Origin of the sequence: Methanobrevibacter sp. (genome assembly GCF_045541095.1) — an archaeon.
GTDB lineage: Archaea > Methanobacteriota > Methanobacteria > Methanobacteriales > Methanobacteriaceae > Methanocatella.
Window position 1 is genome coordinate 1 of record NZ_JAZQIJ010000058.1, and the last position, 16,711, is coordinate 16,711.

Genomic DNA, 16,711 nt, shown 5'->3' on the forward strand with positions numbered 1-16,711 from the left:
AAAAATGTTATTTATTGTTACTTATTTATAAAGGTTACGGATTTTTAGTAATATTTCATGAAAAATAGATTATATAATTAATTTAAAAAAAAGTTTTTATTTATATAAAGTTTAAAATGCATTTAAATAGTAAAATTCGGCCCTAACTCCCAAAAAGATATACACAAATATCCATATCATATTCGCCGATACCATTTAAATATAATTCGCCGAATAGTAACCCTTACAAAAATAAAGCCAAAACCAATAGTTCTGAAAATAAATACAAATTAGATACATATAATAATTATTATAATAAAATTTTAATTAGTTGATCAAAATGATAGAAGTTGAAGTTAAAGCCAAAATTGAAAGCTTTGAGGAAATGGAAAAGAAACTGGAAAAAATAGGTGCCGTCAAATCCAAAAAGGAATTCCAGGAGGACATCTATTTTGCAAGCCCCATTGTGGATTTTGCCCAAACAGATGAAGCCCTGAGAATCAGAACAACAAACAACAACACGTTCATAACATACAAGGGCCCGAAGCTCAACAGGGAAGCAAAAACAAGAAAAGAAGTTGAAATGACCATTGAAAGTGCCGAAAAGGCAAAGGACATTTTAGAAGAAATCGGATTTAGACAAGCCAGAACAGTCAGGAAAAACCGTCAGTATTACACCTATGAAAATTTTGAAATTTCCCTTGATGATGTCGAAGGCCTAAGTCCATATATGGAAATAGAAATAGCTCTTGAAGGAGATGCGGACTACAGCGAGGCTCAGCAAAGAATATTCAGACTCTTTGAAAAATTGGGCATCACAGAAGGGTTTGAAAGAACATCATATATGGAACTCTTAGAAAATATATATACTAGCTAGATTATAATTATACATTAATAATTTATTTAAAATCGAAGTGATAATTTTGCAATATTACATTAGTCATTATAATAAAGAGATGGAAATAGATTTCCCAAAAGATTTTATAATATATGATACTACTTTAAGAGACGGCGAACAAACTCCAGGGGTTTGTTTCAGTCTCAATGACAAATTAGAAATAGCCCGCAAACTTGATCAGTTTAAAATACATCAAATCGAAGCAGGTTTTCCAATCGTTTCCCAAAGAGAAAGGGAATCCGTTAAGGCAATAGCCAATGAAGGTTTGGATGCTGACATTATTGCGCTGACAAGGACAAAACCTGAAGACATTGATGCTGCAATTGACTGTGACGTTGACGGTATCATCACATTCGTGGGAACATCAGACATACATCTAGACCACAAGATGCACATTACAAGACAGGACGCAATCAACCTATGTGAAAGCGCCGTTGACTACGCCAAAGACCATGGCCTTTATGTTGCATTTTCAGCAGAGGATGCAACAAGAACAGACATCGAATTTTTAAAACGTATCTATTTAAAGGCACAGGAATGCGGTGCTGACAGGGTACATATTGCCGATACAACCGGAGCAATTACCCCTCAGGGAATTGAATACTTAGTTAAGGAACTTGTCAAAGATATTGACGTCAATATTGCGCTTCACTGCCACAATGACTTCGGTCTAGCAGTAATCAACTCCATCACAGGAGTTCTTGCGGGAGCGAAAGGTATCTCAACCACTGTCAACGGTATCGGTGAAAGGGCAGGTAACGCATCCCTGGAAGAGCTCATCATGGCATTGAAAATATTATACGGAAAGGATTTGGGCTTTAAAACCAAATACATCAAGGAACTGTCCGACATCGTTTCAAAAGCAAGCGGACTTCCAATCCCATACAACAAGCCTGTTGTAGGAAACAACGTATTCAGACACGAATCCGGAATTCACGTTGACGCAGTTATAGAAGAGCCGTTATGTTATGAACCGTATGTTCCTGAACTGGTCGGTCAAAAAAGGCAGCTTGTTTTAGGAAAACATTCCGGATGCAGAGCTGTAAGAGCAAAATTGAATGAATGCGAACTTGACGTAACAGATGATGAACTTATTGAAATCGTAAGGCAAGTCAAAAAGCAAAGAGAAGAAGGAAAATACATTAACGATACTGTTTTCAAGGAAATTGTTAAAAATACAAAAAAATAAGGTCATAGCATGAATATTACTGAAAAAATCCTATCTGCAAAGGCGGGTCATGAAGTAACCCCCGGAGAAATAATAGAGATTCCGGTGGATCTTGCAATGTCCCATGACGGTACTTCACCGCCTGCAATAAAGACATTTGAAAAGGTAGCTGAAAAGGTATGGGACCCTGATAAAATCGCAATTATCTTTGATCACAACATCCCTGCAAACACAATCGGCTCAGCAGAGTTTCAAAAGGTTTGCAGAGATTTTATCAAAACTCAAAACATTACCAAAAACTTCATTCACGGAGAAGGGATTTGCCACCAGGTCGTTCCTGAAATGGGCCTGGTCGAACCCGGAATGGTCATTGTTGGAGCTGACTCACATACATGTACATACGGTGCATTCGGAGCATTTTCCACAGGAATGGGTGCAACAGACCTTGCAATGGTTTGGGCAACCGGAAAAACCTGGTTTATGGTTCCGGAAGCAATCAAAATGGAAATTGAAGGAGAACTCAATCCGTATATAGCTCCAAAGGACATCATATTAAACATCATTGGAGAAATCGGAATTGCCGGTGCAACATATAAGACCGCCGAATTCTGCGGCCCGACAATAGAAAACATGGGAGTTGAAGGAAGAGCAACCATGTGCAACATGGCCATTGAAATGGGAGCCAAAAACGGAATTATGGAACCTAACCGTGACGTTATTGATTACATATGTAAAAAAACCAATAAAACTGAATCCGAACTGAACATCGTGAAATCAGACAGCGATGCACAATACTCACAGGAAATGCATTTTGACATTACCGACATGGAACCTCAAATCGCATGTCCGAATGACGTTGACAACGTATGCGACATCTCAAAGATTGAAGGAACAGCTATCGACCAGTGCCTGATTGGATCATGTACAAATGGAAGGCTGTCCGATTTGAAGGATGCATGCGATATTCTGGAAAACCAGAAGATTTCAGATGACGTTAGACTGCTGATATTTCCTGCATCAAGGAAAATATATAAAAAGGCAATGCATCTTGGATACATCGACACATTCATAGATGCAGGAGCGATTGTCTGCAATCCCGGTTGCGGACCGTGCCTTGGAGGTCACATGGGCGTTTTAAGTGAAGGCGAAAGCTGCATTTCAACAACAAACAGAAACTTTAAGGGAAGAATGGGAGATCCAAACTCATCAGTATACTTATCAAACTCAAAAGTGGTTGCCGCTTCAGCAATTACAGGAGTTATTACAAATCCAAAAGACTTATAAGTGATTAAAATGGAACAGAACAAAAACGAAGCAAACAGAAGACTGATAGATACAATCAACGAACTTGAAAAAGAACATGACATACAATTATCAAATACACAAAAGATACTGCTTACCACCGACGGTTCCATTACAGCAATCCTGGACGTGCTGTACGGTAAAATAAGCCTCTTTACAATAGACCAGCATCTTGAACCTGCAGATGAATTCCATGCAAAGCTGGTTAATGTGGACGCAGGTGAAAAGATTAACTTTAGAGAAGTCATAATGCATAGAAAAGGAAAACCTCTAATCTATGCAATTTCACACATACCTCTATCAAGATGCAGTGAAAACATGTGCTCTGATTTGATAAGGGCAGACATACCGATTGGTAGAATCCTGAAAAACTACAGCATAGAATCAAGAAGAGAAGTAAACTGCATATACCTTGAAAAACCGAACGCAAGATTACAGGAATTGTACCATACCGATGAAGACATGTTGGCACGTGAATATGTCATCATCAGCGATGAAAACATACTAATGTGGATTAAGGAAGTATTTCCAATGTCATACTTTACAGAAATATAAGGTGATTAAATGAGCTCTCAAGGAAAAAAGATAATAAATGATACATATGAACTAATAAAACAGACAGAAGAAGAATATGGAGTAGAATTATCATCAACACAGAAAATTTTAACATCATTAGGTCCGATTGGAGTTCCTTTAGGTGCATTGTACGGTACTTTAAGACTATTTGTACTTAAACAATTTGTTAAAGAAGCGAATGAAGAGGAAGCAAAACTGCTTGATGTTGATGTAGGTGACGAAATAGTTTACAGAGAAGTAATCGTATTTAAAAGCGGCCGCCCTTTATTTTACGGACTGTCATACATTCCTACAGAAAGATGCAATGATGAAATTCTTAAAACATTGCTTGACGAGGAGGCAACTATCGATGTAATTCTATCACGAAACAATATTGAAACCATAAGAGACGTTACCGGCCTCACTGTAATAAAAGCAACACCTCTGCTTCAGGAACTGTTCAACACAAATGAAGACATGTTGAGAAGGGAATACACAATTACCCAACATGGAACCATCAGACTATGGGCTAAAGAAATCTATCCTTTAAGTTATTTCAGAGATATTTAAGGTGCTAAAATGGGTGTAAAGTTAAAAGACATAATCGAACCGGAAAAAATTGATTTTAAACATTTGGAAAGCAGAGCCGTTTCCATTGATGCATTCAACACTTTGTATCAGTTCCTCTCAACAATCAGACAAAGAGACGGCAGACCCCTGACCGATGAGAATGGAAACATTACCTCCCACTTAAGCGGAATACTGTACAGAAACTCATCAATGGTTGAAAAGGATATCAAACCGATTTATGTCTTTGACGGGAAGTCTTCAGAACTTAAAAGCGACACCCAGGCCAAAAGAAGAGAAATCAGAGAAGAATCTGAAAAAATCTATAAGGAAGCTCTTGCGAAAGGAGACACCGAAAAGGCACGTAAATTTGCAATGAGATCATCAAAACTATCTCCGGAGATAATTGAATCTTCAAAAAAATTATTGACCCTGATGGGAATACCTTATGTGGAAGCAAAGGGAGAAGGAGAAGCACAGGCAGCATATCTTGTTGCAAACGGTGATGCATATGCTGTGGCATCACAGGATTACGACTGCCTATTGTTTGGAGCAAAAAGGGTTGTCCGTAACCTTGCAGTAAATTCGAATTTGGGAAATCTGGAATATTACGAACTGAACAGGGTATTGAGAGAACTTAAAATTACCCGTGAAGAACTGATTGATATGGGGATACTGATAGGTACTGATTTTTGTGAAGGCCTTAAAGGAGTGGGTGCAAAAACCGCACTCAAACTAGCTCACAAAGGACAACTTAAGGAAAAAATAGCTGAACTTCAAAAGGAATCATCACATGATTTGAATGAAGTCAGGGAACTGTTTTTAAACCATAACGTCAATACAGATTATAAAATCAAATGGGAAAAGCCAAAACAAGACAAGCTAATCGAATTTTTATGTTATGAACATGGCTTTTCAGTAGACAGAGTGACAAAAGCATCCGACAAATTGAAAAATTTAAGTTCATCACAAGGAAGTCTTGATGCATGGTTTTAAATAATTATATATATTAAAATAAACATAAATTTAATTGGATTCGATTATTGGATATTAAATGCAATCTACCACCACACACCCCAGATTGCAAAAAACACGATAAATGGTGCTGTAATGGATGCGGTGAACGTTTATCACTATTCAATGAATCCAGTATTGATGGTTTCTCACCACCAAATTTACCCGGAAGCCATCGATACTTAATATGGCGGGAAATCTTCACCAAAAACTTTTTTTGCATATTTTATAGCCAAATCGACCTGATCAGAGTAATCAATTAGCATTTGTTTTTCAAAATATTCGCGGGAAGGCGCTTTCAAAATCAATCTTAACAAATCTTCATAAGTCTTTACGGCCTTTGCCTTGTCAAAACCGTATTTATCCATTATTTCAGGAGTCAATTTTTCATAGCATGGAATTTCCAATGTTTTACAGACTGTGTCTGTTGAAAAATAAGTCATGCGAATTAAGGGAGATACTGAAGATACAAGAACATGGTTTCCAAGTTCAATCAATGGAGGAATGCCTGTTTTATTATATCTTTCCATAGAAGTTAACTTTTCATAATTTTTCAAATTGAAACAGTGCAGTTCCGTGTAGAAATCCGGTTCGAAGTTTTTTATCAGATTTAATATTTTTTGACCGATTTCAGACTCATAATATTCCTTTTTAATTGTGGAAATGTATGGAGTCCTGTCAAAGTTGTAAAAATAGAATTGACCGGAGGATAAATCTTTTTCTTTAATCCGTTTAATAAATTTCAATGAGGTTACGCCCTCATTTCCATGGACCCCTCCAATAAAAAGTTTTGTTGGTCCGTCACCATTATCAATATATCTAAAATAAGACATAAAAAAAAGAAAATTTGAAGGAATTAGGTTCCTTCCTGCCAGTTAGCTAAGTATGCTTTTTGTTTATCAGTTAAAGAATCGATTTCAATTCCCATAGCATCGAGTTTCATGCTTGCTACGGTGTAGTCGATTTCATCAGGTGCTTTGGTAACGCCAACAGGCAAATCGTTTTCAAGGATGTGTTTAGCAGACAATGCCTGTACGGCAAAACTCATGTCCATGATTTCTGCAGGGTGTCCTTGTCCACGTGCTGCTGAGAGATTGACCAAACGTCCGTCAGCTAAAAGATAGATTTTACGTCCATCTTTAGTGGTGAACTCTTCAATACTTTCCCTTACTTCTTTAACTTCAGTTGAAATAGCTTCAAGATCCGGCCTGTTGATTTCCACATTGAAGTGTCCTGAATTTGCAAGCATACATCCGTCTTTCATGTATTTAAAGTCATCACCGCAGATGATGTCTGCATTACCGGTTACTGTAATAATCAGGTCAGCCTGTTTTACGGCTTCTCTAATTGTCATTACTCTGTAACCGTCCATTCTTGCTTCAAGTGCTCTGATTGGATCTACTTCAGTAACAATTACATCAGCACCGAGACCTGCTGCCCTGAGAGCAAGTCCACGGCCACACCAGCCGTATCCACATACGACTACAGTTTTTCCGGCAATTACCATGTTGGTTGTTCCCATGATTGCATCAAAGCTTGATTGACCTGTACCGTATCTGTTGTCGAATAAGTATTTGGTGTATGCATCGTTTACTGCAATAACAGGGAATTTTAAAGCTCCATCAGCATGCATGGCTTGAAGTCTGTGTACTCCAGTTGTGGTTTCTTCACATGCGCCTTTGATATGTTTCAAGAGTTCTGTTCTTTCATTGTGGAGTACCATAATCATGTCTGCTCCGTCATCGATGATTATGTCAGGTTTGTGGTCTAAGACCATATTGATTGTCTGGTAGTATTCTTCATCGTCCTGTTCTCTCCATCCGTAGACGTTTAATCCTAAATCAGCTGCTCCTGCAACTGCATCGTCATGTGTGGAAAGCGGATTGCATCCGGTCATTGCGACTTCAGCTCCACCAGCCATTAATGTAAGACCTAAATTAATAGTTTTAGGTTCTAAGTGTAAACATGAACCGATAGTTATTCCTTTGAAAGGTTGAGATTCCAAATATTCTTTTTTAATACTTTCCAAAACGGGCATATGTTTTTGAACCCATTCAATTTTTCTAACACCTTCAGGTGCAAGTGACATGTCTTTTACTTTACTCATAATATCATCACCAATAAAAATTATCAATATATATTTTTTTGATTTTATAAGTAATTAAATATAACCCTTTTTCGAATTATTTTTTTGAAATTTAAAGAACATTGTCAAAAATGATTAAAAAAACAAAAACTTTAAATGTAATGATAAAAATAAATATATTTGTTAGATGCCGGGGTGGCTCAGCTGGTTAGAGCGCACGGCTCATAGGGTAATATAGCGTGCTCAACCGTATTCCTGGGATACCGTGAGATCGCGGGTTCGAATCCCGCCCCCGGCATCCTAAATCCCAGGAATTTTCCATCTAAACTAACTTTTTTTAAACTTATTTCTCAAATCATAACAATTTTATAGTTTTTTAAACAAATTAAAATTGAGGATTTGAAATGATATATAACGAACTTGGTAAAAGTGGCCTTAAAGTTTCTAGGCTTGGATTTGGAGCCATGAGACTGCCAACTATAGATTCTAATGACAACATCGACGAGACAGAAGCTTCAAAGATGTTGAAGTATGGAATTGAAAATGGAATTAATCTAATCGATACTGCTTTTCCTTACCACAGCAAGGAGCTGGATGGTGACGGAAACAGCGAAAGATTTATCGGCAATTTTTTGGCTGAAAATAATTTGAGGGATGAAATAATCCTTTCAACAAAGTCTCCAGTATGGCTGATGGAGAAAAAATCTGATTTTGACTATTATCTCGACCTGCAACTTGACAAACTTAAAACAGACTATATCGATATCTACATGCTTCATTCACTGACCGTACCGGATTGGGAAAACGTTAAGAAGCTGGAGGTCTTTGACTTTTTGGACGATTGTTTAAGCTCTGGAAAGGTAAAGCACATCGGATTTTCATCACATATTGAAGTGGACTATGTTATTGAAATAATTGATGAATATCCAAAATGGGAAGTTGCACTGACTCAGATGAACTATCTGGACGAGTACTACCAGTCAGGAGTTATGGGTCTGAATTATCTGAAAGAAACAAACATCGGAAGCATGATTATGGAGCCTCTTAGGGGAGGAAGACTGGTCAACAACATCCCCCGCGAAATCAGTGATTTGTGGGCAACATCTGAAGTTGAAAGGACTCCTGTCGAATGGGCTTTTCAATACCTGTGGAACCGGGATGACGTTGACTGCGTTTTAAGCGGCATGACCAGTCTGAAACAGGTTAAGGAAAATATTCAGATAGCCAACACAATAGATGAAATAAGCGAAAACGACCAGGAACTCATCAGGGAAGTTGCAAGAACCTACAGATCATTTATTGGAAACCGGTGCACCAGATGCGGATACTGCATGCCGTGTCCTCATGGGGTTGACATCATTAACTGCCTGACCGAATACAACATTGCACATATGCTGAACGACCCTAAAGCAAGCGCAATGCAATATTTCTCACTTATTGGCGATGAAGCAAGAGCAGACAGCTGCGTTGACTGCAAGGAGTGCCTGCCGTTCTGTACACAAATGCTTAACATTCCGGAAGAACTTCAAAAGGTATATGAATACTTCGGAAGTGATTTTGACCATTTTTAGGTGTATCACATGACATACTGGGAAATATTGACCCGTCAACTGCCGTTATTGGATAAAAAGGAACAGGAAAAATTCAAAAACACCAAAATCACAGTCATCGGATGCGGCGGAATCGGCGGCGAAGCAATTGAAATGCTTGCAAGAATGGGCGTTGGCGAACTGGTTTTAGTTGATGAGGACTCTTTTGATATAACCAATCTCAACAGACAGACCCTTGCCACATTTGAAGACATAGGCCGTGACAAGAGCGCAGTGGCAAAAGAAAAGGTAGAAGCCATCAATCCGAACGTGAAGGTAACTAACTACTCCAAACACGTTAACCAGGACAATATAGACCAACTGCTCAAGGATTCCAATCTTGTCATTGATGCCCTTGACAATATCCCAACAAGAGTTATCGTTTCAAGAAAGGCAAGGGAGCTTAAAATCCCATTCATTCACGGCGCCATCCATGGAAGTCTTGGTCAGGTAAGCGTATTTTTGCCAACCACCAAAAGTTATGAGGAGATGTTTATGCTGCCGTCATCAGGCAAACAACTGAATGAAGATGTCATTGAAGAGCTTGAAAATGTAGTTAGCGGAACCCCTCCGGCATTTGGACCTACTCCCAATTTGGTAGGATGCCTTGAAGCAATGGAAGCGTTTAAAATCATCACAGGCATAGGAAAGGTTACCGTTTCACCCAAAGTATTGACTTTTGACCTGCTGGACTTTTCTTCATTTTCAATCGATGAAATTTAAACACCACACCAATTTTTTTCTTATTGCATTCTCAAAATTAAACATAATACCATCCAATTTTAAATATAACTAATCAAAATATAATTAAAAAAATAAAAAGTATACAAAAAAATACTAAAAATCAATTTAATAGGATAATGTTCCGATTTTTCAAAAATTTTATATAGATTAATTGTAAGATATTTATTTAGTAGGAAGTAATTTTCCGATTATGCAATTGAAGTCAATATTATTGAAATATTGGGGCTTGATTTGATGAGTGATATTAACGAAGAAAAAATGCAAAGTGTAATCGAACAAATGAAAGAGGACAATATCAAATTTATCCGTCTGCAATTTGTTGACATTAATGGTACCGTAAAGAATGTTGTAATTCCATTCAACAACGAAGATATGAGCGAACTGTTCAATGAAGGAATGCTCTTTGACGGATCATCCATTGAAGGATTTGTCGGAATTAACGACAGTGATTTAATTTTAAAACCAGATATCAATACATATGCAAGATTATCCTGGAGACCTGAAGAATCCGCAACATGCAGATTCATCTGTGACGTATGGACAACCGAAAACGAACCGTTTATCGGCGACCCAAGAAGCGTATTGAAAAAATCATTGGCGCATCTCGCAGACATGGGACTTCAATACAACATAGGTCCTGAACCTGAATTCTTCATTGTAGACATAGATGAAAAAGGATATCCTATGCCTTATGACGAAGCAGGATACTTTGATGTGGAACCAAGAGACAAAGGACCTGACTTCAGAAGAGAATTGACCTTGAATCTTGAAGAGCTTGACTTTGAAGTGGAAGCATCTCACCACGAAGTGGCTCCAGGTCAAAACGAAATTGCATTTAAATTTAAAGATGCTTTAAAAACTGCTGATGCAGTAATTACATTTAAACAAGCTATAAAAGCTATTGTAGACAATATGGCTACCTTTGACCAACTGGACTACAGAGTTACATTCATGCCAAAACCGTTCTTCGGAGTTAACGGTAGTGGAATGCACTGCCACCAATCTGTTTTCAAAGGTGACAGAAACCTGTTTTCAGATCCTGATTCCGAAACTGGACTTTCAAAAGATGCACTTCACTTTATGGGAGGTCTGCTTAAGCATGCTCCGGCAATTACCGCAATTACAAACCCTATTGTAAACTCATACAAACGTTTAGTGCCTGGTTATGAAGCTCCAGTATACATGGCATACGGTCTTAAAAACAGATCCGCATTAATCAGAGTACCTGCAGCAAGAGGTAAGGCCACACGTATCGAATACAGATCACCGGACCCTGCATGTAACCCATATCTTGCATTTACCGTAATGCTTGAAGCTGGAATTGACGGTATCGTGAACAAAATTGACCCTGGAGACCCTGTCGAGGCGGACATCTACAGTATGACAGAAGAAGAAAGGGAATCAATGGGAATCAAGGTTTTACCAACCAGTCTATGGGAAGCATACCATGCCCTTGAAGAAGACCCACTTATATTAAACGCTTTAGGACCTCACGTAAGTAAAAAATTCCTTGAACTAAAATATAAGGAATGGGACGAATACCGTGTACAAGTATTCGGATACGAACAAAGAAAATATTTAGATATCTAAATCTAAATATTATTTTTATTTTTATTTTTCAGGTAGGCTTTTTCATGTCAGAATCAGAACACAGAATGATAGAAATATTGAGGATATTGAACGAACAGGACACTCCCACAGGTTCCAAGTTGATAGCTGATGAGCTGAAAAACAAGGGATTCAATCTGGGTGAACGTGCAGTCAGATATCATATGCAGATACTGGATGAAAAAGGCTACACCGAGCGTGTCGGTTATGCAGGAAGGCAAATAACAAAACTTGGCCGTGAAAAGCTTGAAAAAGGTTTGCTTTATGACCAGGTTGATTTCATCAACTCAAAATTTGAAGAAATGATTTATCTGAGTGACTTCAACTATATGACACAAAGCGGGAATGTAGTTGTCAACACTTCAACCATTTATAATGAAGAATCGATTAATATAATGGAAATGATTGTTGAATGTGGTCTTTCTGTTAGTCCTTACGTTAATATAAAAAGAAACAAATCCAATGATGAAATTGAAGTCACAACTTTATGTGGAACCACAGTCGACGGGATACTTCTGAATGAAGGAATACCTTCACAGCCATTATATGGAGGACTTCTTCAAATCGAAGACTTTCAACCTGTGAGATTTACCGAATTGATATCCTACAAGAAAACATCCCTGACACCGCTTGACATATTTTCCACACCACAGTACACTTCAGTAATAGATGTGGTTACAAAAGGTAATGGAGTCATACCTGCAAACTTCAGGGTGATTCCGGGTGCCGGAAAAAGAAAAACAATTGACATATTGAAAAAGCTGGATAAAATCGGAATTGGAGGAGTAATCGGAATATCTCAGGAATCAGAAGATTTGCTAGGTCTGCCAGTCCCTAACGGCATGGTGGGAATAGCTATTGTCGGTGGAATAACCCCATTTTGTGCAATAAAGGAGCTCGGGGAAGAAATAGACATCAAAATAGCTGAAGAGCTTAAGGATTTCAAGACATTGTCTCCGATAACAACAAGCATAAGCCCGATTCTGAAAGCACCGACCACAGTTAAACAACCAAAACTTCCTCTGCTTTTATCAAAATCATGGAACCTGATACAGCAGGTCAATTTCGATGTTGAAAAAAGGAAAGGAGACATCATTGCAAACGTATCCTATGTCAAAAGAGATGATTTGGATAAATCCCTGAAAATAATGGAAGATACATATAATGACAATCCGAAATACATCAATCCATATTATAAACTTTTAAATCATCCGACAGATGAAGACAAAATAGGAATAGGCACAATCTGCAGTTTAACAATTGATGGACTTTTGATAAACAACGGAATAATGTGCAATCCCGTCTACAGCGGACTCCTGGAGCTTACAGAACCTCCGGCATTCATCGAGCTGATATCCTACACCGGAACAACAATCGATCCCCACAAGATATTCATCTCCAAAAACCTAACTTCTATTTCTAACGGAGGAATCAGTAAAATATTGGCAAGCTTTAAGGAGATACCATATATTTCACGGGATTATGCAGTGCATTTATTGGATATTCTGAAAAATACCGGTTTTTCAATATATAAAATCGGAAAACCACGTGAAGTAACATATAATGCAAAAGCCGAAAACTATAACTTTGGAATCGTAGCCGGTGGTGGATTGAATACTATCGGTGCAATTAAAGAACAGGGAATACCTATTGAAGTGAAAAGTATTGAAACATTGATTCCATTTGAAGATATGGACAGGTTGTAACTATACTACAGTCACAACCACATCTTCGCCATTTTTTGGATAATGGGTAAATTCTATTATATCCTCCTCAACCTCATATACATCAATTTCAACTGTCGCTCCCAAATCACTTTCATCAAGAGAAACCAATAACTTGAAGCCAGGTTCTCCAAAATATTTGGAAAAATCGACATTTAAAACCTCTCCTTCTGCGAAAATTCTATTATATGAAATTTCTATCTTATCATGAATTTTTACATTTTCTTTTAAGTAATTTACAGCTTGTTCGGTAGTTAGTTCCATCTCTTTCATGATAATCACATCCTTTATATAACAGTATATTTTCAAGCATATAAATGTTTGTATAATAACGAACAAAATTATTTTTCGTTGAAAATTAAAAACTAAAAAATAAATAGAAAAAAGAAGTTATAAAATTTCAATGATAAGTTCCTTATCATCGGTTATGTGGCGCATTTCGATTAAATCGTCCTCGATTTCTTTCAAATCGATTTCTACTGACTGATTTAAAATTTCGCCGTTCAATTGCATTGCTACCCTAAGACCTTCACCAGTCATGTCATCTTCTTCAGTAAGGCCTAAAACTTCTCCGGGAGCGAAAATACGATTATAGGAAATTTCCAAAATATCTCCTACATTAACTTTATTTCTGACATATTCCACTGCGTCTTCATAAGACATTTCAATTTCTTCTACCATAATACCATCTATAAAAATTATTTAAAAAAAGAAAAAAGAGAGAGGAATTATAAATTCCTGTATTCTCTGATTGAAGTATATTCGTCGTCAAGTTCACCGTATTCAGCTAATTTTTCTTTGTTAGCTTCAGCGTCTAAGTAAAGATTACCTTTACCGTTGAGACCAATATCTCCAGTATATTTAATATATTTACCTTTGAAGACGGAACCGTCTACTTCAGGATCTACAACAATACCGTCGAGAACAAATCCTTCGAGTAATCTTCCGAGGAATCCGTGGATGATAATGTTACCGTTTTTCATCTGACCACCAGGCCAACGGTTTACGTCACCGTCAATTTCAATAATACCTTTGGTCATGTGAATACCGGCTAAGATATCACAGTTACCTTTAACGTGAATTCTTCCACCAGTTAAACATTCACCACATTGTTTTCCAGCGTTACCACCAACAACGATTTGTCCACCGGTCATACCTCTCCATTCACCAATGTAAGAAGCACCAGTGAATTCTTTGGTGTTTCCTTCAATTTCAAGGTATCCTCCGGACATTTCTCTTCCAGCGTGTGCTGCTGCGTCACCTTTAACGAGAATGGATCCACCGGACATTTCTGCACCTACGTGTAAATCTACACTGCTGTTACAGACGATGTTTCCACCGCTCATTTTACAACCGATGTATTTAACTCTGTTTAAATCACCGTTTAAAATCATTTCCACTTCATCAGGTCCTGCAGCTTCTCCTTCAACGGTTATTGTGAAGAAGTCAGTGATTGGGAATCTTGAGTTTCCAATTGGGACTTGATATTTTGCGAAATCAGCTTCAGTCCATGAATAAATTTCATCAGGAATTAATTCATCAAATTCTAAAGCGATTGAAGAAGTTTTTATTTGATCAAATGTTATTGTTTTCAAATTAAACACCCCTATTTACCATCAACGTCTACTCTAATTGGGTTGGATACGTAGTGGTCGTGTACTGGGTAGTTTTCCCATTTAACTGAGTAGTATTGGGTGAAGAACGGCATGATGTTGTCGATAACTTTTTGCTCGTTTTGTTCCCAACCTTTTACGTTAACCCAAATGTTTTGACTTTCTTTAACTTTAACAATTTCTTTGTCTTTTACTAAGATTTGACCATCTTTAATGGTGTATTCAGCTACATTGAAACCTTTTTCAATATCAGCGTATTGTCTGGATGGGTCAATTTCATTAGGATTTATGTCATATACTGCAATATCTGCTCTGTAACCAGGGGTGAGAGCACCTCTGTCGGTGAATCCGTAGATTTTAGCTGGAGCAGCTCTTGAAATAGTTGCAATATCGTAGAAATCGTATTCTCTGTCGAGAGTTGCAAGGGTAGTTCTTTTTTCTGCCCATTTGTGAACTTCTCTGTTTTCAATCATTTCCATTCTTCTTTGGTTACTCATTAACCAGGAGATAATTCTTGGGTATCTTGTGAATGGTCCTGCGTTAGGGTGGTCAGTAGTTAAACAAACTTTCCATGGGTCGTCTATGTGTAAGAACAATTCAAGACCGATAGCCCATTGTAAGGTGTTAACTGGGTTTTTACCAGAGTAAATACATGGAATGATACCAGCTGCGGTTTCACATTCAATATCCTTGTTGGTCCATTTAAGACCGGATAATTTGAATAAGTCGTATTCCATAGGAGCGTCTGCAGTCATGGTTGTGGTTTCATCTAAAGTTACTTGACCTACGTCACAGGTGATGTGGTCGTTTTTGTTAATGTATTTAGCAACTTCTTCTGCACCGGAACCTGCATCTTTCCAACTGTTACCAGTGTAAGAGTGGAATTGTAAGTGGCAAACGTGCATAACTTGGTCTCTTATTTCAGCTGCTTTGGATCCTTTTTTAACACCTTTTACAGCATCCATAGTTTCGATAGTTGTTGGAACGTTACCAGGGTGTCCTAAGTCGTTAGGGTGAATGTGGATAGAGTGAGGTAAGTTTAACATTTCGTTAGCTTTTGCGAGTGCGATGATAACTTCTTTGGAAGTTACGTCAAAGTATGGTGCTTTGTCGTTTACACCGTGTACGTTCATACCCCAACCCCATGCTTCACTTCCACATGGGTTTACGATTTTGATTCCGTAACCTTTGGATATTTTTAACCATGCAGCTACAAATGCTGCGATGTCTTCAATATTGTTATCTTTTGCGTATTCCATTACGAACCAGTTGTTACCGAATAACGGCATAGCTGGAATATCGATTTGTGGAATGGTTGCAATTTCTTCGTGAGTGTGTTTTGCTTCAAGAGGAGGCATAGCTGCTTCAACAACAGTACCGTAACCTAATCTTGAGTATCTGTAACCGGTTGCAGGACAACTTGGGATGGAGAAACCAGATTCTGATCTTAAAACTTTAGTTTTTTGAGTAACACCTCTTCTGGAATCTTCAGGCCTGTATAATCTTCCTACTACTAATTTAGGACCTGCAACGTGTGCGTGAGGGTCAATACCTGCTGGCATGACTATTTTATCGGTAACATCTAAGACTTTTGCATCTGCGGAAACGTCATCTACAATAATTCCGTCTTTAAACATGACGTCCTTTTTTTCACCGTTAATCTCATTAGCAGGGTCGTAGACGATACCATTTTTAAGAATATATTCCATTATATCACCTTTAGAGTGCGTTTGGATTTGGCACATATTTTGGAGCTACGTTTGGCTCTTCTCTGAGTTTCATTACTCTTTCTTTCAATTCACGGACAATCCATTCGTCGTCACGACAGGTTTCTGGTTTGTCGATAGCTTTTTTCATGTAAATA

At 37.8% G+C, this 16,711-nt stretch carries 16 protein-coding genes, 1 tRNA gene and 1 pseudogene; 11 read left to right on the plus strand and 7 right to left on the minus strand.

Annotated elements, in window-relative coordinates:
* The first annotated feature begins 319 nt into the window (after positions 1-319).
* The 6 genes from cyaB to fen are packed head-to-tail and all read left to right on the plus strand — an operon-like array spanning position 320 to position 5,465.
* Complete coding sequence (gene cyaB, locus ACKI2P_RS02750; protein WP_407374787.1) at positions 320-856, plus strand: class IV adenylate cyclase; 537 nt, start codon at positions 320-322, stop codon at positions 854-856.
* 46 nt (positions 857-902) lie between these two features.
* Complete coding sequence (locus ACKI2P_RS02755) at positions 903-2,066, plus strand: homocitrate synthase family protein (protein ID WP_407374789.1); 1,164 nt, start codon at positions 903-905, stop codon at positions 2,064-2,066.
* Positions 2,067-2,075: 9 nt separating this feature from the next.
* The gene (gene hacA / locus ACKI2P_RS02760) at positions 2,076-3,329 is read left to right on the plus strand and encodes a homoaconitase large subunit (RefSeq protein WP_407374791.1); all 1,254 of its coding nucleotides are present in this window, start codon (positions 2,076-2,078) and stop codon (positions 3,327-3,329) included.
* A gap of 9 nt (positions 3,330-3,338) precedes the next feature.
* Positions 3,339-3,902 (plus strand): chorismate--pyruvate lyase family protein, encoded by a 564-nt coding sequence (locus ACKI2P_RS02765; RefSeq protein WP_407374793.1) that lies wholly within the window; start codon positions 3,339-3,341, stop codon positions 3,900-3,902.
* A gap of 9 nt (positions 3,903-3,911) precedes the next feature.
* On the plus strand, positions 3,912-4,472 hold the full coding sequence (locus ACKI2P_RS02770; protein WP_407374795.1) for a chorismate pyruvate-lyase family protein: 561 nt from the start codon (positions 3,912-3,914) through the stop codon (positions 4,470-4,472).
* Between the two features lie 9 nt (positions 4,473-4,481).
* Entirely contained in the window at positions 4,482-5,465 is a 984-nt protein-coding gene (gene fen, locus ACKI2P_RS02775) for a flap endonuclease-1 (protein ID WP_407374797.1), read from the plus strand.
* A 200-nt stretch (positions 5,466-5,665) separates the two neighbouring features.
* Here the strand turns inward: fen and ACKI2P_RS02780 are convergent, their stop codons facing one another.
* Both ACKI2P_RS02780 and ahcY read right to left on the minus strand, forming a co-directional pair.
* Positions 5,666-6,316 (minus strand): DUF2119 domain-containing protein, encoded by a 651-nt coding sequence (locus tag ACKI2P_RS02780; protein ID WP_407374799.1) that lies wholly within the window; start codon positions 6,314-6,316, stop codon positions 5,666-5,668.
* 23 nt (positions 6,317-6,339) lie between these two features.
* Complete coding sequence (gene ahcY, locus ACKI2P_RS02785; protein WP_407374801.1) at positions 6,340-7,590, minus strand: adenosylhomocysteinase; 1,251 nt, start codon at positions 7,588-7,590, stop codon at positions 6,340-6,342.
* Between the two features lie 168 nt (positions 7,591-7,758).
* Here ahcY and ACKI2P_RS02790 point away from each other — a divergent pair.
* The 5 genes from ACKI2P_RS02790 to ACKI2P_RS02810 all read left to right on the plus strand — a co-directional run bounded on the left by ACKI2P_RS02790 (position 7,759) and on the right by ACKI2P_RS02810 (position 13,216).
* Positions 7,759-7,867: transfer RNA gene (locus tag ACKI2P_RS02790), tRNA-Met, on the plus strand.
* A 106-nt stretch (positions 7,868-7,973) separates the two neighbouring features.
* Entirely contained in the window at positions 7,974-9,140 is a 1,167-nt protein-coding gene (locus ACKI2P_RS02795) for an aldo/keto reductase (protein ID WP_407374803.1), read from the plus strand.
* 9 nt (positions 9,141-9,149) lie between these two features.
* Positions 9,150-9,881 carry a HesA/MoeB/ThiF family protein gene (locus tag ACKI2P_RS02800; protein WP_407374805.1) on the plus strand — a complete coding sequence of 244 codons (732 nt, stop codon included), beginning with the start codon at positions 9,150-9,152 and terminating at the stop codon, positions 9,879-9,881.
* Between the two features lie 255 nt (positions 9,882-10,136).
* Positions 10,137-11,492, plus strand: coding sequence for a type I glutamate--ammonia ligase (gene glnA / locus ACKI2P_RS02805; RefSeq protein WP_407374806.1), 1,356 nt, complete (start codon positions 10,137-10,139; stop codon positions 11,490-11,492).
* Between the two features lie 44 nt (positions 11,493-11,536).
* Positions 11,537-13,216 (plus strand): NrpR regulatory domain-containing protein, encoded by a 1,680-nt coding sequence (locus ACKI2P_RS02810; RefSeq protein WP_407374808.1) that lies wholly within the window; start codon positions 11,537-11,539, stop codon positions 13,214-13,216.
* Here ACKI2P_RS02810 and ACKI2P_RS02815 read toward each other — a convergent pair whose 3' ends face one another.
* From ACKI2P_RS02815 to ACKI2P_RS02835, 5 genes and pseudogenes are all read right to left on the minus strand, one after another.
* The gene (locus ACKI2P_RS02815) at positions 13,217-13,507 is read right to left on the minus strand and encodes a DUF2097 domain-containing protein (RefSeq protein WP_407374810.1); all 291 of its coding nucleotides are present in this window, start codon (positions 13,505-13,507) and stop codon (positions 13,217-13,219) included. It lies immediately after the preceding gene.
* A 117-nt stretch (positions 13,508-13,624) separates the two neighbouring features.
* Complete coding sequence (locus ACKI2P_RS02820) at positions 13,625-13,915, minus strand: DUF2097 domain-containing protein (RefSeq protein WP_407374812.1); 291 nt, start codon at positions 13,913-13,915, stop codon at positions 13,625-13,627.
* Positions 13,916-13,962: 47 nt separating this feature from the next.
* Positions 13,963-14,838, minus strand: a complete 876-nt coding sequence (locus ACKI2P_RS02825) for a formylmethanofuran dehydrogenase subunit C (protein WP_407374813.1) — start codon at positions 14,836-14,838, stop codon at positions 13,963-13,965.
* Between the two features lie 2 nt (positions 14,839-14,840).
* A complete protein-coding gene (locus tag ACKI2P_RS02830; protein WP_407374815.1) occupies positions 14,841-16,559 on the minus strand; it encodes a formylmethanofuran dehydrogenase subunit A in 1,719 nt (572 codons plus the stop codon).
* A 7-nt stretch (positions 16,560-16,566) separates the two neighbouring features.
* Positions 16,567-16,711, minus strand: a pseudogene (locus ACKI2P_RS02835) (formylmethanofuran dehydrogenase subunit B); the annotation flags it as partial.